The 19744-nt window shown below is 65.3% G+C and carries 18 protein-coding genes and 1 other RNA gene; 14 read left to right on the top strand and 5 right to left on the bottom strand.

Annotated features, from left to right (window positions below; translation table 11 throughout):
• Window positions 1–41 precede the first annotated feature (41 nt).
• From rnpB to murB, 13 genes are all read left to right on the top strand, one after another.
• An RNA gene (gene rnpB / locus U0C82_RS16470) (RNase P RNA component class A) lies at window positions 42–494 on the top strand.
• Window positions 495–1033: 539 nt separating this feature from the next.
• Window positions 1034–1534, top strand: a complete 501-nt coding sequence (mraZ, locus tag U0C82_RS16475; protein ID WP_322188606.1) for a division/cell wall cluster transcriptional repressor MraZ — start codon at window positions 1034–1036, stop codon at window positions 1532–1534.
• The gene (gene rsmH / locus U0C82_RS16480) at window positions 1531–2556 is read left to right on the top strand and encodes a 16S rRNA (cytosine(1402)-N(4))-methyltransferase RsmH (RefSeq protein WP_322188608.1); all 1026 of its coding nucleotides are present in this window, start codon (window positions 1531–1533) and stop codon (window positions 2554–2556) included. Before mraZ ends, rsmH begins: the two co-directional genes overlap by 4 nt.
• A 7-nt stretch (window positions 2557–2563) precedes the next feature.
• Window positions 2564–2920, top strand: a complete 357-nt coding sequence (ftsL, locus tag U0C82_RS16485; RefSeq protein WP_322188610.1) for a cell division protein FtsL — start codon at window positions 2564–2566, stop codon at window positions 2918–2920.
• A complete protein-coding gene (locus U0C82_RS16490; RefSeq protein ID WP_322188612.1) occupies window positions 2920–4650 on the top strand; it encodes a peptidoglycan D,D-transpeptidase FtsI family protein in 1731 nt (576 codons plus the stop codon). Before ftsL ends, U0C82_RS16490 begins: the two co-directional genes overlap by 1 nt.
• Window positions 4651–4791: 141 nt before the next feature.
• Complete coding sequence (locus U0C82_RS16495; protein ID WP_322188613.1) at window positions 4792–6243, top strand: UDP-N-acetylmuramoyl-L-alanyl-D-glutamate--2,6-diaminopimelate ligase; 1452 nt, start codon at window positions 4792–4794, stop codon at window positions 6241–6243.
• Window positions 6240–7736 carry a UDP-N-acetylmuramoylalanyl-D-glutamyl-2,6-diaminopimelate--D-alanyl-D-alanine ligase gene (locus tag U0C82_RS16500; protein WP_322188615.1) on the top strand — a complete coding sequence of 499 codons (1497 nt, stop codon included), beginning with the start codon at window positions 6240–6242 and terminating at the stop codon, window positions 7734–7736. Before U0C82_RS16495 ends, U0C82_RS16500 begins: the two co-directional genes overlap by 4 nt.
• Window positions 7733–8815 carry a phospho-N-acetylmuramoyl-pentapeptide-transferase gene (gene mraY / locus U0C82_RS16505; RefSeq protein WP_322188616.1) on the top strand — a complete coding sequence of 361 codons (1083 nt, stop codon included), beginning with the start codon at window positions 7733–7735 and terminating at the stop codon, window positions 8813–8815. The genes U0C82_RS16500 and mraY overlap by 4 nt, the downstream gene beginning before the upstream one ends.
• 4 nt (window positions 8816–8819) lie before the next feature.
• Window positions 8820–10211 (top strand): UDP-N-acetylmuramoyl-L-alanine--D-glutamate ligase, encoded by a 1392-nt coding sequence (murD, locus tag U0C82_RS16510; protein WP_322188618.1) that lies wholly within the window; start codon window positions 8820–8822, stop codon window positions 10209–10211.
• Window positions 10208–11365, top strand: a complete 1158-nt coding sequence (gene ftsW, locus U0C82_RS16515; RefSeq protein ID WP_322188620.1) for a putative lipid II flippase FtsW — start codon at window positions 10208–10210, stop codon at window positions 11363–11365. Before murD ends, ftsW begins: the two co-directional genes overlap by 4 nt.
• A 161-nt stretch (window positions 11366–11526) precedes the next feature.
• A complete protein-coding gene (murG, locus tag U0C82_RS16520; protein WP_322188622.1) occupies window positions 11527–12651 on the top strand; it encodes an undecaprenyldiphospho-muramoylpentapeptide beta-N-acetylglucosaminyltransferase in 1125 nt (374 codons plus the stop codon).
• Window positions 12652–12842: 191 nt separating this feature from the next.
• Complete coding sequence (gene murC / locus U0C82_RS16525) at window positions 12843–14264, top strand: UDP-N-acetylmuramate--L-alanine ligase (RefSeq protein WP_322188624.1); 1422 nt, start codon at window positions 12843–12845, stop codon at window positions 14262–14264.
• On the top strand, window positions 14261–15226 hold the full coding sequence (gene murB / locus U0C82_RS16530) for a UDP-N-acetylmuramate dehydrogenase (protein WP_322188626.1): 966 nt from the start codon (window positions 14261–14263) through the stop codon (window positions 15224–15226). Before murC ends, murB begins: the two co-directional genes overlap by 4 nt.
• A gap of 224 nt (window positions 15227–15450) precedes the next feature.
• Here the strand turns inward: murB and lepB are convergent, their stop codons facing one another.
• From lepB to U0C82_RS16550, 4 genes are all read right to left on the bottom strand, one after another.
• Window positions 15451–16095 carry a signal peptidase I gene (lepB, locus tag U0C82_RS16535; protein ID WP_322188628.1) on the bottom strand — a complete coding sequence of 215 codons (645 nt, stop codon included), beginning with the start codon at window positions 16093–16095 and terminating at the stop codon, window positions 15451–15453.
• Between the two features lies 1 nt (window position 16096).
• Window positions 16097–16915, bottom strand: a complete 819-nt coding sequence (cysE, locus tag U0C82_RS16540; protein ID WP_322188630.1) for a serine O-acetyltransferase — start codon at window positions 16913–16915, stop codon at window positions 16097–16099.
• A 138-nt stretch (window positions 16916–17053) separates the two neighbouring features.
• Window positions 17054–17806: an alpha/beta fold hydrolase gene (locus tag U0C82_RS16545; protein ID WP_322188632.1), complete on the bottom strand. Its 753-nt coding sequence runs from the start codon at window positions 17804–17806 to the stop codon at window positions 17054–17056.
• 111 nt (window positions 17807–17917) lie between these two features.
• Window positions 17918–18076, bottom strand: coding sequence for a YqaE/Pmp3 family membrane protein (locus tag U0C82_RS16550; protein WP_322188634.1), 159 nt, complete (start codon window positions 18074–18076; stop codon window positions 17918–17920).
• Between the two features lie 236 nt (window positions 18077–18312).
• Between U0C82_RS16550 and U0C82_RS16555 the strand changes: the two genes are divergently transcribed.
• Window positions 18313–18837, top strand: coding sequence for a hypothetical protein (locus U0C82_RS16555; RefSeq protein WP_322188636.1), 525 nt, complete (start codon window positions 18313–18315; stop codon window positions 18835–18837).
• A 129-nt stretch (window positions 18838–18966) separates the two neighbouring features.
• On the opposite strand, the gene U0C82_RS16560 is transcribed toward U0C82_RS16555, so the two are convergent.
• Window positions 18967–19629 carry an invasion associated locus B family protein gene (locus U0C82_RS16560; RefSeq protein WP_322188638.1) on the bottom strand — a complete coding sequence of 221 codons (663 nt, stop codon included), beginning with the start codon at window positions 19627–19629 and terminating at the stop codon, window positions 18967–18969.
• Between the last annotated feature and the right edge of the window lie 115 nt (window positions 19630–19744).

Consider the following 19744-nt stretch of genomic DNA (forward strand, 5'->3'; position numbering starts at 1 on the left):
GGGTTTGACTTCTTCGAGCCGAACCTGCAGATGCCGGATCGTCAGCCGGCCGGGCGGCCGCTCTCGTCATGTGCCGAAAGGCGGCGAGGGAGGAAAGTCCGGGCTCCACGGAAAAACGGTGCCGGATAACGTCCGGCGAGGGCAACCTCAGGGATAGCGCCACAGAAAACAGACCGCCCCGCCTGCAGTTCGGCTGCGCGTTCCCCGTCGAACGGGACGCCGAGCCCAACTGGTGGCGGGGTAAGGGTGAAACGGTGGGGTAAGAGCCCACCGCGTCTTCGGTAACGAAGGCGGCACGGCAAGCCCCACCGGGAGCAAGACCGAATAGGGACGGTGCGAAAGGCGGGAACGCCTTTCATCCTTTTTCCGGGACAGCCGTCCGGGTGGGTTGCTTGAGGCGTCTCGCGAGGGACGTCCCAGAGGAATGGTCGCCAAGCCTTCGGGCCTTCGGGGTCGAGGGCGAACAGAACCCGGCTTACAGGCCGGCTGACGCTCGCCGATCCAGCGGCGTTTCGAGCGGCGTCGAGCGCCTCATGCCGGCGCTTCGCACGCGGTGCAATCTGCGCCCCCCGAAACCGCGGGGGACTGCTACTTCCAAGCTTATCGAATCGTGAAGCTTTCGTGAAAATCGAAATTATTCAGTCAACTTGAGTGTTTGGCTAAGCAAAGCCTTGCGCGAGCGGGATTGTCGATGCCCGAGGCGCTGTTCCCCAGGGGCAGATCGACCCCTATGGGACTTTGTGGGCCATGGCATGTACGGTTAGATTTCGTCAATCTTAACGGGGTGTTAACCGGTTCTATCGCATCGTCTGGGACGTCTTTCCGAACCATGTTCCAACCGCCTCCGTCCATTGACGCCCACAAGGCCCCATGATATCCCGTCAGTCATCTTTTGGAGGGTTGAAGCGGTTCGTTTTTCGGCCTCGGTGCGAGACGAAAACGGAACCGGATTTGGTCCGGCGCGGCGATGTCGTTCGCGCCGATGGAGAGGCTTCGTCTTGCGTTTGGCCGGTTTCAGGGGAGAGTGCCATGCATGCCGCAGCAAGCTCCGCCGGGCGGTCGCGGACTGATGGATCGCTTTCTCTCCCACTACGTCCACAGCGTCGATTCCAAGGGGCGGATCTCCGTTCCGGCGGCCTATCGTCAGGTGCTGGCGTCGCGGGACATTCGCGACCTGTTCGCGATGCGAAACCTGGATCTGCCCGTCATGAACGTCGGCGGGCCGGACCTTGCGAGGGAGTTCGAACTGGAAATGGAGAAGCTCGATCCGTTCTCGCCGGAATATCAGGACCTTGCGATCCTCGCCTATGGCGACGGGACCTACCTGAAGACCGATTCGGAAGGGCGGATCATCATCAACGACCTCATTCGCGAGCATACCGGCATCACGGACCGTGCGACCTTCGTGGGTGTCGGCAACAAGTTTCAGCTCTGGCGGCCGGAAGATTTCGAGGAGAAGCTTTCGGCCCTCCGGGAAAGGGCGGCGAAGACACGCGCCGCCAAAACGAGATCGGCGGGAACGACGGAAACATGACGGGTCATGGTGGGCACGAGGGCCCGACCATTGGCGGACCGACCCGACATGTTCCCGTCCTCCTTGCCGAGGTCATCGCGGCGCTCGACCCGGCGCCGGGCGCGCAGGTCGTCGACGCCACGTTCGGGGCGGGCGGTTACAGCCGCGCGATCCTCAGCGCCGGTGCGGCGGTCATCGCGATCGACCGGGATCCGGGGGCGATCGAGACGGCCCATGCGCTCGCCGCGCAGAGCGCGGGACGGCTTCGGCCGGTGCCGGGCCGCTTCGGCGACATGGAGACGCTTCTCGCCGATCATGCCGGTGATCTGGACGGAATCGTCCTCGATATCGGCGTGTCGTCCATGCAGATCGACGAGGCCGAGCGCGGCTTCTCGTTCCAGAAGGACGGCCCCCTCGACATGCGCATGGGAAATCATGGGCCAACGGCGGCCGACGTGGTCAACACGCTCTCGGTCGGCGATCTTGCGCGGATCTTCAACTTTCTCGGCGACGAGCGCCATGCGGGCCGCGCGGCCCGTGCGATCGCCGCGCGGCGGGAGGCCGAGCCCTTCACGCGCACCCTCGATCTGGCCGGCGTCGTCGGCAGGGCCGTCGGTCGCGGCAAGAACGACAAGATCGATCCGGCAACGCGCTGCTTCCAGGCCCTGCGCATCTTCGTCAACGACGAGCTCGGCGAGCTCGCGCGGGCGCTGACGGCGGCCGAGCGACTGCTGAAGCCGGGCGGGCGCCTCGTCGTGGTCTCCTTCCATTCGCTCGAGGACCGGATCGTCAAGCGCTTCTTCCTTGATCGCGCCGGCACGCAGGGCGGCTCGCGCCACCTGCCGGACGTTGCGGTCGCCGAGCCGACCTTTTTGGCCCGCAACAAGGCGATCACCGCCAGCGAGGCCGAAGCGTCGGCCAATCCGCGCGCCCGCTCCGCCAAGCTTCGATCCGGGACGCGCCTTGCGGCACCGCCCCGCGGTTCTGCCGCCGACCTGTCTTTCGCTTCCCTGCCGACCTTAGCCGAACTGTCGAGGATTTGAGCCGATCATGTTGAGAACCCTGGACATTCTGTCGATCGTCGCCCTGATCGGCGCCGCGTCGTGGACCTTTTCGGTCAAGCACGAAACCGATCTCGTCGAGAACGAGATCCGCAAAGTGGAGCGCAAGATCGCGTCCGAGAAGGAAACGATCGCGATCCTCTCGGCCGACTGGACACTCTACAATCAGCCCGCGCGCCTTCAGGCGCTCGCCGAGACCTATGCCGAAGACCTGAAGCTGATGGAGATCCGCCCCGACCAGATCGTCGCGGAGCATCAGCTGCCGGCGCCTCCCATCCCCAAGGATCTGACGATCGAGGATATCGAAGCCGAACTTCTCGCTTCCAATAATACGGCGGTGCAGTGATGTTTTCGCGCAAATCGCAAAAGACCGGGTCCAGTCCCGAACCCAAACGCGAACGCCGGGCCGCCGTGCGCCATGGCGACCGCATGAACGCGACCCCGGACAATAAGAGCCGCTTCGTGATCGCCATGGTGCTGTTCGTCGGCGTCTACGGTGCCATCGGCGTGCGTCTCGTCACATGGGGAACCGTGCCGGACGCGCGGACCATGTCCTTCCGTGCGGCCGACCAGATCATGGCCTCGCGGCCCGATCTCGTCGATCGCAACGGGAGCGTCCTTGCGACGGATATCCGCGTGGCCTCGCTGTTTGCCGAACCGCGCAAGATCGTGGATGCGAACGAGGCGAGCGAGCTGCTCCTGTCGGTGCTGCCCGATCTCGATCCGAAATGGCTCTATAACAGCCTTTCCAGCGAAGCCGGCTTCCTGTGGCTGCGCCGCGAGCTGACGCCCAGTCAGCAACAGGCCATCCTCGACCTCGGCGTCCCCGGCATCGGATTTCGCACCGAGAAGCGTCGCTTCTATCCCGGCGGCACGACCGCGGGTTTCGTGACGGGCCACGTCAATGTCGACAATCAGGGCATTGCCGGCATGGAGAAATATATCGACGACCAGGGTTATCTGGCGCTCCAGAATTCCGGGCTCGCGGTCGACGCGGAACTCGAGCCGGTCCAGCTTTCCATCGATCTGAGGGTCCAGCACATCCTGCGCGACGAATTGTCGGAAGCGATGACGCGCTATCGCTCGATCGCCGCCGGCGGCGTCGTGATGAACGCCAAGACCGGCGAGATCCTCGCCATGACCTCGTTGCCCGACTACGACCCGAACGATCCGAGACAGGCGCTCGAAAAGGATCGCATGAACCGGACGTCGGCGGGCCTTTACGAGATGGGCTCGACGTTCAAGTCGTTTACCAGCGCGATGGCGCTCGACACCGGCAAGGTCAACCTGCTCTCCAAGTTCGACGCCTCGCGGCCGATCCGCATCGGCGGGCATCAGATTTCGGATTTCCACGGCAAGAAGCGCGTCCTGACCCTTGAGGAGGTGTTCATCTATTCCTCGAACATCGGTTCGGCGAAAGAGGCTGAACTCGTCGGCATCGAGGGCCATCAGGCATTCCTGACGCGGCTCGGCCTGCTGTCGCGGCTGCAGACCGAACTGCCGGAGGTGGCGACGCCCACGCAGCCGAAGAACTGGAAGCTCGTCAACTCCATCACCGCCTCCTACGGGCACGGAATCTCCACGACACCGCTCCAGACGGCCGTCGCCGCCGGCGCACTGATGAATGGTGGCAAGCTGATCCCCCCGACCTTCCTGCCGCGCACGGAAGAGCAGGCCGCCGCCGTGGCGACGCAAGTCATCACCAAGTCGGCCAGCGACGACATGAGATACCTTTTCCGGCTCAACGTCGAAGATCAGCGCGGCTCGGGAAACTACGCCGAGATCGACGGGTACCGGGTCGGCGGCAAGACCGGCACCGCGAACAAGGTGGTGAACGGACGCTATTCCGACAACAAGAAGTTCAACGCCTTCCTTTCGGCGTTCCCGATGGACGATCCGCAATATATCGTTCTGATCTACATCGACGAGCCACAGCCCGAACCCGGCAAATATTATGCGACGGCAGGCATGAACACCGCACCGACCGCCGGAAACGTCATTCGCCGGGCCGCCCCTCTTCTCAACGTGAAGCCCGACCTCGGCCCGACCGGCGAAACGCTTCTCGTATCCTATTGAGGATGCGGGTCGGCAGGCGGCTGCCCTAATACCGCCGCGCGAGTTTGGAATTCCGGTTCATGCAATCATCGAGTTGCAGAAGAGAACGGTGGCGCGACCCCGACACCGGTCAGAACAAGAAAAACCGGACCTTAGACCCGCATGAACCTTGCACGACTTGCAGACGAACTCGGCCTGGCTCCCGACGGAGCCGCCGCCATCGAGATCACAGGCCTGACGCTCGATAGCCGCAAGGTCGAGCCCGGATTTCTGTTCGCGGCCGTCTCCGGCGTCAAGGCGAACGGCGCAGCGTTCGTCGAGGACGCGAAAGCCCGCGGCGCCGCCGCGATCCTGTGCGCCAGCGATGCCCGGATCGAGACAGACCTGCCCCTTGTCAGGTCGGACAATCCCCGGCTCGCCCTTGCCCGGATCGCGGCGCGCTTCTTCGGCAGGCAACCCGAAACCATCGTCGCCGTCACCGGAACCGCCGGCAAGACCTCCATCGCCTCCTTCGTTCGCCAGATCTGGACGTCGGCAAACGAACAGGCCGCCTCGATCGGGACGACGGGCGTGGTGTCGCCGGGGCGCGATGAATACGGCACGCTGACGACGCCGGATCCGATCGCACTTGCGAGGCTGATGGCCGAACTTGCGGGCGAGGGCGTGACGCACGCCGCCATGGAGGCGTCGAGCCACGGCATCGACCAGCACCGCCTCGACGGGGTGCGGCTCGCCGCCGGCGCCTTCACCAATCTCGGCCACGACCATCTGGATTATCATCCCGATCTCGAAAGCTATTTCGCGGCCAAGATGGGACTGTTCACCCGGCTTTTGCCTTCGGGCGCCCCCGCCGTCATCAATACGGACGACGCCTGGTCGGCCCGCGCGATCGATGCTGCAAGGCAGGCCGGCTGCACGGTCCATACGACGGGCCGGGCCGGAACGCTCCTGACGCTGAGCCGTCTGGAGCACGAGCGCGATCGTCAGGTGGCCGAGATCAAGACGACGGACGGCATCGTTCGGATCGTACTGCCGCTCGCCGGCGAATTCCAGATGTCGAACGCTCTGGTGGCGGCCGGTCTCGCCATCGTCACGGGAACGTCGGTGCGAACCGCGCTCGCGGCCCTCGAAACGCTGAAGGGCGCGTCGGGCCGGCTCGAGAAGGCCGGCACGACGAAGGACGGCGTTCCGGTCTTCGTCGACTACGCCCACAAGCCCGAAGCGCTCGAGCATGTGCTGAAGGCCGTGCGTCCGTTCACGACCGGCCGCGTCATCGCGATCATCGGTTGCGGCGGCGACCGGGACAGGGCGAAGCGGCCGATGATGGGCGCGATCGCCGCGCGGCTCGCCGACGTCGTGATCGTCACCGACGACAATCCGCGCTCGGAGGATCCGGGCACCATCCGCGCCGAGATCATGGCGGCGGCGACCGGCGCGCGCGAGATCGGCGATCGCCGCAACGCCATTCGCGCCGCGATTGCCGAAGCCGGCAAGGGCGACACGGTGATCGTTGCCGGCAAGGGGCACGAGACCGGCCAGCTCGTCGGCACGGTGAATCATCATTTCAGCGATCACGAGGAAGTGGCGGCGGCCATTGCGGAGACGATGGCGTGAGCGATTTTCTATGGGAAACGGATGTCCTGATCGAAGCCATGCGGGCCCGCCCGATCGGCACCATGCCGGCCGGCATCCGGGGCATCTCCATCGACAGCCGGACGGTCGAGAAGGGTGACGCGTTCTTCGCCATCGCCGGCGACCGGTTCGACGGCCACGACTTTCTGATCAATGCGCAGAAGGCCGGCGCGGCACTGCATGTCGTGTCCGAGCGGCGCATTCCGGCGTTGGGGCGTCTTCAGGCTCCGATGCTGGTCGTCGACGACGTTCTGGACGCGCTCGGGCGCCTGGCCGCAGCTGCGCGGGCCCGTTCCAAAGCGCAGATCGTCGCCGTCACGGGAAGCGTCGGAAAGACGACGACGAAGGAGGCGCTGCGTCACGGCCTTGCCGTCAACGGTACGGTTCACGCAAGCCTTGCATCCTTCAACAATCACTGGGGCGTTCCGCTGAGCCTTGCCCGCCTTCCGGCGGAGACGCGCTATGCGATCTTCGAGATCGGGATGAACCATCCCGGCGAGATCCGTCCCCTGGTCAAGCTCGTGCGCCCGCACGCCGCCATCGTGACGCTGATCGCCGCGGCCCATCTCGGCCATTTCCGCGATCTGGACGAGATCGCCGATGCCAAGGCGGAAATCTTCGAGGGGCTGGTCGCCGGAGGCACCGCGATCGTCAATTCGGACGATCCGAAATGCATGCGGCTCGCCAGCGCCGCGCGGGCCGCCGGCGTGACGAACGTGATGACGTTCGGCGAGGCCCCGGGCGCCGATTTCAGAATGACCGAGTTCGAGGCCGGCGACGCCGGTTCGATGCTCATCGCCGATATTGCGGGCACCTCGGTGTCCGTGGAACTTGCCATGTCGGGCAAGCATTTCGCCCAGAACACGCTCGCGGTTCTGGGCGCTGCCCACGTGGCCGGCGCCGACGTCGAGGCAGTCGCGGCGCGGCTCTCGAGCTGGCAGGCGGTCAAGGGCAGGGGGCAGCGCTACAGCCTGGCCATGCCGTCCGGCGGCGAGATCACGGTCTTCGATGACAGCTACAACGCGAACCCTGCCTCCATGCGGGCCGCGATCGATACGCTGCGCCTTGCAAGGCTCGGCGAGAACGGTCGCAGGATCGCGGTTCTCGGCGACATGAAGGAACTTGGCGGCCACAGCGGCGACCTGCATGCCGGCCTTGCCGAGCCGCTCGCGGCCGCAGGCGTCAGCCGGGTCTTTCTCGTCGGCGAGGAGATCAGGGCGCTCGAATCCGCCTTGCCGGAGGCGATCGAATCCTCCCTGCACGACGCGCCGGCCGATGCCGAAGAGCAACTTCTGTCGGAGATGCGCGCGGGCGATGCCATCATGGTCAAGGCCTCCCGCAGCATCGGGCTGGAAAAGCTGGTCGAGGGACTACTGACGCGCTACCCGCCCCGGCCCGTGGCCCTTGACGAGGCCCCGCCTACAGGTGACACGACGTCCGTACCAGACGATACACCGGAGAATTCAACGCGATGATCGCCTATCTCGGACAGTTCGCCGACCAGATCGCGATCTTCAACATTTTCCGCTACATCACCTTTCGCACCGGCGCGGCGATGATCTTCGGATTCATCTCCGTGTTCCTGTTCGGGCCCGCGATCATCGCGGCGCTGAGACTGCGTCAGGGCCGCGGACAGCCGATCCGCGCCGACGGACCGCAGACCCATTTCAAGAAGGCCGGAACGCCGACCATGGGCGGGCTGATGATCCTTTCCGGTGTCCTGGTCTCGACGCTTCTGTGGGCGGATCTCACCAATATCTATGTCTGGACGGTGCTGCTGGTCACCATCGGATTCGGCGCGATCGGCTTTTACGACGACTATCTGAAAGTGACCAAGCAGAGCGACAAGGGCTTTTCCGGCAAGGCTCGCCTGGCCCTCGAATTCCTGATCGCCGGAATCGCGGTGCTTCTCATCGTCATGGGCGCGGAGGGGACGTTCGCGACGTCGCTGACCTTTCCGTTCGTGAAGGAGCTGCTGCTCAATCTCGGCTGGTTCTACGTCGGGTTCGCGGCTTTCGTCATCGTCGGCGCCGCCAATGCGGTGAACCTGACCGACGGGCTCGACGGGCTCGCGATCGTGCCGATCATGATCGCCATCGCCGCGCTCGGGCTGATCGCCTATCTCTCGGGCAATGTGAACTTCGCCAATTATCTGCAGATCCATTACGTCGCAGGCACGGGCGAGCTCGCGCCGGTCTGCGGCGCGGTGATCGGCGCCGGCCTCGGCTTCCTGTGGTTCAACGCGCCACCGGCCGCCATCTTCATGGGCGACACGGGATCCTTGGCGCTCGGCGGCATGACCGGCGCCGTCGCGGTCTCGACGAAGCACGAGATCGTCCTGGCGATCATCGGCGGTCTCTTCGTCATCGAGGCGCTATCGGTGATCATCCAGGTCGTTTGCTTCAAGCTGACCGGCAAACGGGTGTTCCTCATGGCGCCGATCCACCATCATTTCGAGAAGCTCGGCTGGACCGAGAGCCAGGTCGTGATCCGGTTCTGGATCATCGCGTTCATGCTGGCCTTCGTCGGCCTTTCCACGCTCAAGCTGCGGTAACAGGATGAAGATCGAAAGCTTCGCCGGCAAGCGCATTGCCCTCTTCGGTCTCGGCGGCTCCGGCCTTGCGACGGCCCAGGCGCTGCTCGAAGGCGGAGCCGATCTCGTTGCGTTCGACGACAATCCGGAAAGCGTCGCCAAGGCGGACGCCGCCGGCATCGCGACCGGGAACCTGCACGAGATCGACTGGTCGAGGCTCGATGGGTTCGTCCTGTCCCCCGGCGTGCCGTTGACCCATCCCAAGCCCCACTGGTCGGTCGATCTGGCCGCAAGGGCCGGCGTTCCGGTCATCGGCGATGTCGAGATCTTCGGCCGCGAGCGGCGGATGAAGGCACCCGAATCGCCCTTCGTGGCGATCACGGGGACGAACGGGAAATCGACGACGACCGCGCTGATCGCCCACTGTCTTGCGCAGAGCGCACGAAACACGCAGCTGGGCGGCAATATCGGCGTCCCGGTGCTGACGCTGGCCGATCCTTCTCCGCAGAACCATTATGTCGTCGAATGCTCCTCCTATCAGATCGACCTCGCGCCGACGCTCCAGCCCTCGGTCGGCCTCCTGCTCAATCTGACGCCGGATCATCTGGATCGGCACGGCACGATGGAGCATTACGCCGCCGTGAAGGAGCGGCTTGTCGCGGGCGCCGACCATGCCGTCGTCGGGGATGACGACGAATGGTGCCGCGCGATCGGCAACCGGCTCGAGGGCGCCGGACGCCGCGTCGTTCGTATCAGCGGGCGAGGGCCGGTCGAGAATGGAGCCTTCTACGAAGACGGTGCCGTCCTGCGGCGCATGGAGGGCTACCCCGAGGCGCGTTTCGATCTCGGCGCGATCGGATCGCTTCGCGGACGTCACAATGGGCAGAACGCGGCCGCGGCCGTTGCCGTTCTGACGCTGTGCGGGCTCATCGAGCGCGATATCGCCAACGGTTTGAAGAGCTTTCCCGGACTGGCTCACCGGATGGAAGAGGTCGGCCGGATCGGCAATGCCCTGTTCATCAACGATTCCAAGGCGACGAATGCGGATGCGGCGGGCACCGCGCTTGCCTCGTTCGAGCGGATCTACTGGATCGCCGGCGGCCTTCCGAAAGAGGGCGGGATCGCCGGGCTCTCGGCGTTCTTTCCAAGGATCGTGAAGGCCTATCTTATCGGCGAGGCCGCGCCGCAGTTCGCCGCGACCCTCGGCGAGAGCGTTCCGTTCGAGATTTCCGCGACCCTGCCGAACGCGGTCGCGAGCGCCGCCCGGGACGCTTCATCCGACGCAATGCCGTCGGCCGTGCTATTATCCCCGGCCTGCGCCAGCTTCGACCAGTATCGTAACTTCGAAGTGCGCGGCGATGCATTCCGTGAAGCGGTCGAAACGTTGCGCGGACAGGGGAACGAGGCGGGACAATGAGCGATTCCGGCAGCAAGATCATAAAGGTATCGGACTGGTGGCGCGGTCTCGACCCCTGGCTGCTCAGTGCCTTTCTCGTTCTCCTGATCGGCGGAGCGGTCCTGTCCTTCGCGGCAAGCCCGCCCGTCGCCGAGCGGATCGGGCTTCAGCCCTTCCATTTCGTCGAGCGGCACATTTTCTTTCTGATTCCGTCGGCGATCGTGATGTTCGCCTGTTCGCTGCTGACACCACGCGGCGTTCAGCGCGCGGCGATCATCATGCTCGGCGTGTCCCTTCTCCTGATGATCATGACGCTGTTCATCGGCACGGAAATCAAGGGCGCGCGCCGCTGGCTCGATTTCGGCGTGCTCAACATCCAGCCGTCGGAGTTCATGAAACCGGCCTTCGTCGTGGTGTGTGCGTTCCTGTTTGCCGAAAACGCCCGCCGGTCCGAAATTCCCGGCAATCTGTGCGCGCTGATCCTGCTTCTCGTCTCCGTGGCGTTGCTGGTGGCGCAGCCCGATCTCGGGCAGACCCTGCTCGTCGCCGCGACCTGGGGCGGGCTGTTCTTCATGGCCGGCATGCCCTGGCTGTGGATCGCTCTCCTGGCCGCGATCGGCCTGACGGGCGCGTTCTTCGCCTACGAGGTCTTCGATCACGTGGCCAGCCGTATCGACCGGTTCTTCACCGGCGAGGGCGACAACTACCAGACCGACACCGCGCGCGAGGCCATCCTCAATGGCGGCTGGTTCGGACAGGGTCCGGGCGAGGGGACCGTCAAACGGCTGCTGCCCGACAGTCACACCGACTTCGCCTTCGCGGTCGTCGCCGAAGAGTTCGGAATCATCACCTGCGTGGTGCTCGCCGCCGTCTTCGCCTTCGTGGTGATGCGCGGGCTCTCCGTCGCGGTATCGCAGCGCGATATCTTCGTGCGCCTGTCGATCTCCGGTCTCGTCTTCATCTTCGGCCTGCAGTCGATCATCAACATGGCGGTGAACCTGCAGCTCATCCCGGCCAAGGGCATGACGCTGCCCTTCATCTCCTACGGCGGTTCGTCGATGATCGCGATCTCGATCAGCGCCGGCTTCGTTCTGGCGCTCACGCGCAGGCGACCGGAAAACCGTTCCTACACGGACCGGCTCATGGAACGCACGGCCCTGATCCACGGGGTCTGACGACAGGCATAACACGCACCGGACCGATCGATCGTTGGCGGTTCGCGGCGCGCCCGAGGGCGTCGGGTGGAGCTTGCGGCCGGCGTCGCGGGCGGCCCGACCCGAGCCTCGAAGCGGCGCAGAACGCAAAGCCGACACGATCCGGCGCTAGCGGGGTCTTCATGAGCACCATCCTTCTTTCCGCCGGCGGCACGGGCGGCCATCTCTTTCCTGCCGAAGCGCTGGCGCACGAACTCGTCGCGCGCGGCCACCGCGTTCATCTTGCGACCGATGACCGGGCGGGGCGTTTCACCCAGACCTTTCCCGGCGACGGGGTCCACACGATCGCCTCGGCGACGTTCGCCTCGCGGAACCCGGTCAGGATCGCGCGGACCCTCTGGACCTTGTGGCAGGGGTTTCGCCAGGCCGGCAATCTGGTGCGCAAGATCCGCCCGGACGTCGTGGTCGGCTTCGGCGGCTATCCGACCGTGCCGCCGCTGATGGCGGCAAGCCGGGCCGGCCGTCCGACGATCGTGCACGAACAGAACGCCGTGATGGGCCGCGCCAACCGGTTTCTGGCCGGACGCGTCGACAGGATCGCCGCCGGCATCGCCCAGGATCAGGCCGACCCTTCGCTCGCGGCCAAGATGGTGGTGACGGGCAATCCGGTCCGCGCTGCGGTTCTGGAAGCGGCGAAGACCGCTTACGCGCCGCCCTTGGCGGACGGCCCGTTTCGGCTGGTCGTGTTCGGCGGCAGCCAGGGCGCCCGGTTCTTCTCGCAGATCATGCCGGAGACCGTCAGACGGCTGCCGGAGGCGCTCGCAAGGCGGCTTCACGTCACGCAGCAGGCGCGCAAGGACGATGCGGCCGAGGTGGAGCGGTTCTACAGGGACGCGGGGATCGAGGCCGAGGTGGCGCCGTTCTTCGGCGACATGGCCCGCCGGATCGGCGCGGCGCATCTCGTCGTCAGCCGATCGGGCGCGTCCACGGTGTCGGAGATCGCCGTGATCGGCAGGCCTGCGGTCCTCGTGCCCTATCCCTATGCGCTCGATCACGATCAGGCCGCCAATGCCGCGCGCCTCGAAGCCGAGAACGGCGCGCTCGTCGTGCGCCAGGCGGATCTGTCGGCCGAAAGGCTCGCGGCCATCGTCACAGACCTTGCCGGCGACCCCGACCGGGCGACCGCCATGGCGGCGGCCGCCAGACGAACGGGGATGCCGGATGCCGCGATCCGGCTTGCCGATCTGGTGGAGTCCCTGGCGGCGACCCGAGGGGCCCCGACCGCTTCCGCCGACCGGCCGGCATAAGACCGCGGACGGGCACGGCCGCCCAACCGCGAGGACAAAATTGTTAAACGACCCGGCGACATCCGGGGCGCATCCGTCTGCAAGACATGATTTTTCTTATCCGCGCCGATACTGTATCGGGACATCAACCGATCGAGGCGCCGCCGAATGTCCGGCGCAGCTTTCCCAAGGAACGTTCAGGAGACCCTGCCATGAAGATGCCGCCCAATATCGGTCCGGTTCATTTTATCGGAATCGGCGGCATCGGCATGAGCGGAATCGCCGAGGTCCTGGTCAATCTCGGCTATAAGGTACAGGGCTCCGACCAGTCCGAGAACGCCAATGTCGCGCGGCTGCGCGGCAAGGGCGTCAAGATTTCGATCGGTCATCGCTCCGACAATCTGGGAGAGGCCGAGGTCGTCGTGGTTTCGACCGCCATCAAGCGCTCGAATCCGGAACTTTCCGCCGCACGCGAGAAGCTGCTGCCCATCGTCCGGCGCGCCGAGATGCTGGCCGAATTGATGCGGTTCCGCCAGGCCATCGCCATTGGCGGCACCCACGGCAAGACCACCACCACCTCCATGGTGGCCACGCTTCTCGACGCCGGCGGCCTCGATCCCACAGTGGTCAATGGCGGCATCATCAACGCCTACGGCACCAATGCGCGCATGGGCGACGGGGACTGGATGGTCGTCGAGGCCGACGAATCGGACGGCACGTTCCTCAAGCTGCCCGCCGACGTCGCCGTCGTCACCAATATCGATCCGGAGCATCTCGACCATTACGGGACGTTCGACAAGGTGAAGGAGGCGTTCCGCTCCTTCGTCGAGAACGTCCCCTTCTACGGCTTCGCGGTGATGTGCATCGACCATCCCGTGGTCCAGAGCGTCGTCTCCGAGATCGAGGATCGGCGCGTCATCACCTATGGCGAGAACCCCCAGGCGGACGTTCGTTTCGAGAACGTCTCCTTCGAGCCCGGCAAGTCGCTCTTCTCGGTCACGGTGCGCGACCGGGTGAAGGGCACCGAGATCGCGCTCGGCGAACTCAGCCTGCCCATGCCCGGCAAGCACAATGTCTCGAACGCGACCGCCGCGATCGCGGTCGCCAGCCGACTCGGGCTCAGCGCCGACCAGATCCGCAAGGGCCTGGCAAGCTTCGGCGGCGTCAAGCGCCGTTTCACGCTGACGGGCATGGTCGAGGGGATCGCGATCTACGACGATTACGCCCATCATCCGGTGGAGATCCGCTCGGTCCTGGCGGCCGCGCGCGGGTCCGTCACCGGTCGCGTCATCGCGATCGCGCAGCCCCACCGCTACACCCGCCTCCAGGCGCTGTTCCCGGATTTCGCCTCCTGTTTCAACGATGCCGACACGGTGGTCATGGCTCCGGTCTATGCTGCCGGAGAGGAGCCGATCGAGTTCGTCAATTCCGAGATGCTGGTGGAGCGGATCAAGCTCGGCGGTCACCGCGATGCGCGGTTGATCGACGGACCCGACGAACTGCCGGACCTCGTGAACCAGCTGGCCGAGGAGGGCGATCTCGTCATTCTCATGGGTGCCGGCTCGATCACCCAATGGGCCTACGCCCTGCCCAAGCAGTTGGAAGACCTGCGCGAGCGGGCGGTCAAGGCATGAGGGACGGTGCGGCTCTCCTCGCTGATCTGCGCGCCGGTCTCGGTGCGTTTCGCGGCCGTCTTTCGGCCGATGCCGGAATGGACAAGATCACCTGGTTTCGCGTCGGCGGACCGGCGGACGTTCTCGCCATGCCGGCCGACGAGGACGATCTGGCTCTTCTCATGGCGGCGATCCCGCGGAATGTCCCGGTCACGGTGGTCGGCATCGGGTCGAACCTCCTCGTGCGCGACGGCGGTGTTCCCGGAATCGTCGTGCGATTGTCCGCCAAGGGATTCGGCGCCGTCGAGCGCGTGTCGGAAACGCGGCTTTCGGCGGGCACGGCCTGTCCCGACAAGCGCCTCGCAGCAGCTGCGCTCGACGCGGGCCTGGCTGGTTTTCATTTCTATCACGGCATTCCCGGCTCCGTCGGGGGCGCGCTGCGGATGAATGCCGGGGCCAACGGCACCGAAACCTGCGACCGCGTGGTCGAAGTCCATGCCGTCGATCGCGAGGGGCACAAGCACGTTCTGTCGCAGCAGGAGATGGGCTACGCCTATCGACACTCCTCGGCGAGCAAGGACCTCGTCTTCACCCGCGCGATCTTCGAGGGAGAGCCCGGCGATCCCGCCGAGATTCAGGCGCGGATGGACGAGGTCCAGCACCATCGCGAAACCGTCCAGCCGGTGAAGGAAAAGACCGGCGGCTCGACGTTCAAGAACCCGGACGGCGGTTCGGCCTGGAAGGAGGTCGATGCCGCCGGCTGCCGCGGCCTGATGGTGGGCGGGGCGCAAATGTCCGAGATGCACTGCAATTTCATGATCAACACCGGTCACGCGACCGCCTGTGATCTCGAAACGCTCGGCGAGACGGTCCGCAAGCGGGTCCGCGACACCTCCGGTACGACGCTTCAATGGGAGATCAAGCGGATCGGCGAGTTCGCCGACGGGCAGGTCGTGCGCCCGTTCCTCAACGCGGACGGCTGACCGGGCGGGCGATCGACATTCGTCTTTCGCCGCGCCTTGTTCCCGATCGCCGGCATGCCGTTCTCCGGCCTGTCGCTCGTCGTCGAAACGTCGCTCGCATGGGTCCCGTCGAGCAGAAGGCGCCGTCGCCGGTTCGACCGCACCATGGCGGCGCTGCTCGTCCCGTCATTGGTTGCGGTGCCCGCGAACTGGCCCCCCGTGAGCCGAAGCGCCCCCCTCGCGTGTCAGTCCAGCGTCCAGGCGCGGCCGATGATGGTGGATCGCGGGATCATCCCGATCTCGCCTGCACGGCTGTCCACGGAGTTGTCGCGATTGTCGCCGAGAACGAAATAATGCCCTTCCGGCACGGTGGCCGGCCCGAAACTGTCCGCCGGAAAATCTCCGCGATCGAGAATCGCGTAGGACACGTTGCCGGGCAGTGTTTCCACGGCACGCTCCACATCGATACCATCGCCGCCGGTCCCGTCGTCCGTTTCCCGCGCGACCGCGATGTCCGTCCCCTCGATCGCAACGCGCCCGCCTCGCAGGGAAACAGTTTCGCCCGGCAGCGCGACGATGCGCTTGATATAGACGCCATCGCCATTGAGCGCGGTGAACATCACGATGTCGCCACGCGCGGGCTCGCCCGTTGGCGGCAGATCCGAACCCGCCGAAAGATCCCCAAACGGGATGCGGGAGAAGGTCGGATCGACGAGCACGATGTCGCCGTCGACGACGTTCGGGGCCATCGAGTTCGCCTCGATCCGGTAGGGGCCGAGCACCGACGCCGCCGATGCCGAGCCGGACACGAGATGTGCGGCAGCCACGACAATCAGCACGACAACAGCCCAGCTACGGCGGCGCGCGGCACCCTTCCGGCCGGTCGTCACCTCAGCGTTCGATGCCCTGATCCATCACCCGGGCTGGCGGCTGGCAGCCCTTGCGCACGCTGACGACGCGCGCGGGCACGCCCGCAACGGTCGCGTAGCGCGGCACGTCGCGCAGCACGACCGAGCCGGCCGCGATCTTCGAACATTCGCCGATCCTAATATTGCCGAGAACCTTCGCGCCGGCGCCCAGAAGCACGCCCTTGCCGACCTTGGGGTGGCGGTCGCCATCTTCCTTGCCGGTGCCGCCGAGCGTTACCTCCTGCAGGATGGAGACGTCGTCGGCGACGACCGCCGTCGCCCCTACGACGATACCCGTCGAATGATCGAGGAAGATGCCGCGCCCGAACTGCGCGGCCGGATTGATGTCGCACTGGAAGACGGACGAGGACCGCGACTGCAAAAACAGCGCGAAATCGCGGCGGTCGCGTTTCCACAGCCAATGGGCCAGCCGGTGGGTCTGCAGGGCGTGGAAGCCCTTGAAGTAGAGCAGGGGTTCGATATAGCGCTCGCACGCCGCGTCCCGGTCGAGCACGGCCTGGATATCGGTGCGGATGATGTCCGAAATGTCGCGGTCATCGGCGAACATCTGCTCGAATGCCTGCGAGATCATGTAGGCGGGCACGTCGCCATGATCCATCCGCTGCGCGATCCGGTGGCCCAGCGCCGCCTCGAAGCTGTTCTGGTTCAAGATGGTGGCGTAGACGAATCCGGCCAGCGTCGGTTCGGCCTTCGCCATGGCCATGGCTTCGGTGCGCAGGCTGTCCCAGATCGGATCCATCGCCTGAACGGCGTTGATGTTCGAAGCGTTTCTATGAACCATCGGGCAGTCTCCTCATCGGAGGTTTCGGACGGTTGCCCGAATTGTTTCGTGCGTCGCACACTCGTGAAGATAGGCGGATTTCATTCGTCTTCCAAGCGGCGAAGGTTCGCATGTCGACGACGCGCCTCCGCCGCGCGATCAGCTTGCCAGGAAGCCGAGTACCGCCGTCTTGAATGTCTTGTCGCCGACGGCCAGCATATGGTCGCGATTGGCTATGGTGAGGGCGCGCGCGTTCGGCATGATTTCGGCCAGCCTGTCGGGCGAGCCGGCAATGTCGTCCCGCGAGCCGACGCCGATCAGGGTCGGCGTCAGGATGCTGCGGGCTTCGGCTTCGGTGATCTCGTCGCGGGAATGGGCGATGCAGGCGGCCAACGCCTCCCGGTCGCTCTTCGTGCGATCTGCGAAGGCGCGGAACATCTGCCCGCGCGGATCCGACACCTCGTCGAGGGAGGGCGCGCGCAGTGCCCTCGCGATCGGGTCCCAGTCGCCGACACCCTCGATGAGGCCGTATCCCAGACCTCCCAGAACGAGCCTGGTGACGCGATCGGGTCGGTCCAGCGCCGCGAACGCGCTGACGCGAGCGCCCATGGAATAGCCGAAGAACGACGCAGCCGGAATGTCGAGATGATCCAGCAGTCTGAAGGCGTCCGCAGCCATCTTGTGCGGCGTATAGGCGGCCTCGTCCTTCGGCTTGTCACTCGAACCGTGCCCGCGATGATCGAAGGCGATCGTCCGGTAACCGGCCTCCGTCAGGGTCTCGATCCAGCCCGGATCGGTCCAGTTGAAGCGGATCGATGACGCGAAGCCGTGAACCAGAAGAACGGGTTCGCCGTCCCGCGGCCCTTCGTCGACGAAATGGATGGCGACATCGTCGCTCTTAAAGCTTGGCAATTGACGGTTTCCTCAGGACGCGAAACTGGTCCGGCGGACACGAAAAAGCCCGGCGGTGTTGCCGGGCTTCTTAGCATCGGACGCAAACGGCGCCCAGAGGTGGTCGTGGGATCAATATTTTCCGATGACCCAGATCGCATGGATGATGCCTGGAATGAACCCGAACAGGGTCAGAACGATGTTGATCCAGAAATGCTTTCCCAGTCCGACCTGCAGGAAGACGCCGAGCGGCGGGAGGATGATGGCGCAGATGAGACGGATGATATCCATGGGGTCAGGCTCCGATATATGAGAATTCGTTGACTGGGGAGGCAACGCAGCCGGGCCTGCGACGTTCCTTCATGGAAATCGAGGCATGTCCGATGCCGCCAGATCCCGGCACATGCACAATGGGAGGCGGCGTATCGTCAAACATATCCGTCATTTTCCCGCGCTGGACCCGGCGACCGCAATGCTGCCGGCATTGCGATGCGAAGATGGGATGAACCGAACCGGAGGACCTGAATTTGAAGCCTGGGACCAGACAGACGATCGCCGTGGCCGTGGCGGCGCTCGGCATCGCCCCGCTCGGCGCGCTGGCGCAATCGGAGACCTATTTTTCGCGCTATGACGGCGGATGGGAAGGCGGCGGCAGCGTGCAGATCGAGCAGTTGCCCAAGCCTGTCGACGTCTCCTGCGACATGTCGGGCGCGGTCGAGGCCGAGACCGAGTTCAAGCTTTCCGGCAATTGCAGTGCCATGCTGGTGCTGAACCGGGATATCGGCGCGGAGCTCACCCTCGATCCTGAAACCGGGGAATATAACGGCGTCTATACCGGTTCTGGCAGCGGGCCGGCCAAGCTCAACGGCAAGCGCGACGGCGCGACGCTCGACCTTCAGGTCACGTGGAACAAGACGATCTACGACGACAATACGGCGCGCATGACCATCGAAAACCAGGACGGCGAAGCGTTCGTCATGAAGGTGATCGAAAAGATCGAGGGCGAGGACGTGGTCGTGTCCGATCTGGAATTCACCCGGAAGGGTGCCTGAGCGGCCCGCTCCTGTTCCCGGGACGAGCAGCCAACGGAAAAGGCGCCGCGCTGGTGACAGCGGGGCGCCTTTTTTCTCATGTGACTGGCACATTGTCCGCGACCGGCGGGCCGGCACGCGGGACCGGCATCACTGGGCGGGTGCATCGCCTTCGCTCGCGCCGGCGCCGCTCTTGGCCGCGTCCTGGGCGGCCTCGAACTTCTGGCGGCGCTCCTCGGCCTGCTGCTGCAGCGCTTCGTTGAGCTCGCGCTGGCGCGATGCGATTTCCGACGCATCCTTCGGCTCGCCGTCATAGGCGGCCGTGAAGCCCTCGAGCGTCACCGGAACCGGGTTCGGCTGGCGCTGGAAATTGATCGAGGTGACGGTCATCCGCTGGCCGCGCTTCATGCTGGCGACGATCTGATCGGTCAGTTCGGCCTCGGCGATGCAGCGGTCCTGGAAGCAGACGGAATAATTCAGCGCCACCGGGGCGGCATCGTCGATCTTGACCTGGACGCCTGCGGGAATGACGCGGCCGGTCGGGACGACGGCCTGCACGACCTTCTGGTTGACCTTGCCGGAGACTTCGATGAGATTCATCGCCGTGATCAGCTGGCGCGTGTCGGCAACGAGCGTGAACTGCGTGTTGCAGATATTGTTCTCACCCTGCTCGGAGCAGACCTTGAACCATTCGCCGGGTACGGAAGGAGGGGCGGAGGCAGGCGCCGCCTGTTGAGCCAGCGCTCCGCCGGCAAGGGTTGCGACACTGAAGAAGGCGGCGGCAATCGTCAGGGACGTTGAGTGGCGATGCATCGTTGGGAGCCTCTATTGTACTGAAAGTCGAACCGGGTTGCGCGGCGCTCGGCATGGTCCGATCCGCCGCCGATGAAACGTCTGACGGGAACCCCCGACGGGCCGCCACGCGCGT

Source organism: Fulvimarina uroteuthidis (genome assembly GCF_034321785.1).
Classification (GTDB): Bacteria; Pseudomonadota; Alphaproteobacteria; order Rhizobiales; family Rhizobiaceae; genus Fulvimarina; species Fulvimarina uroteuthidis.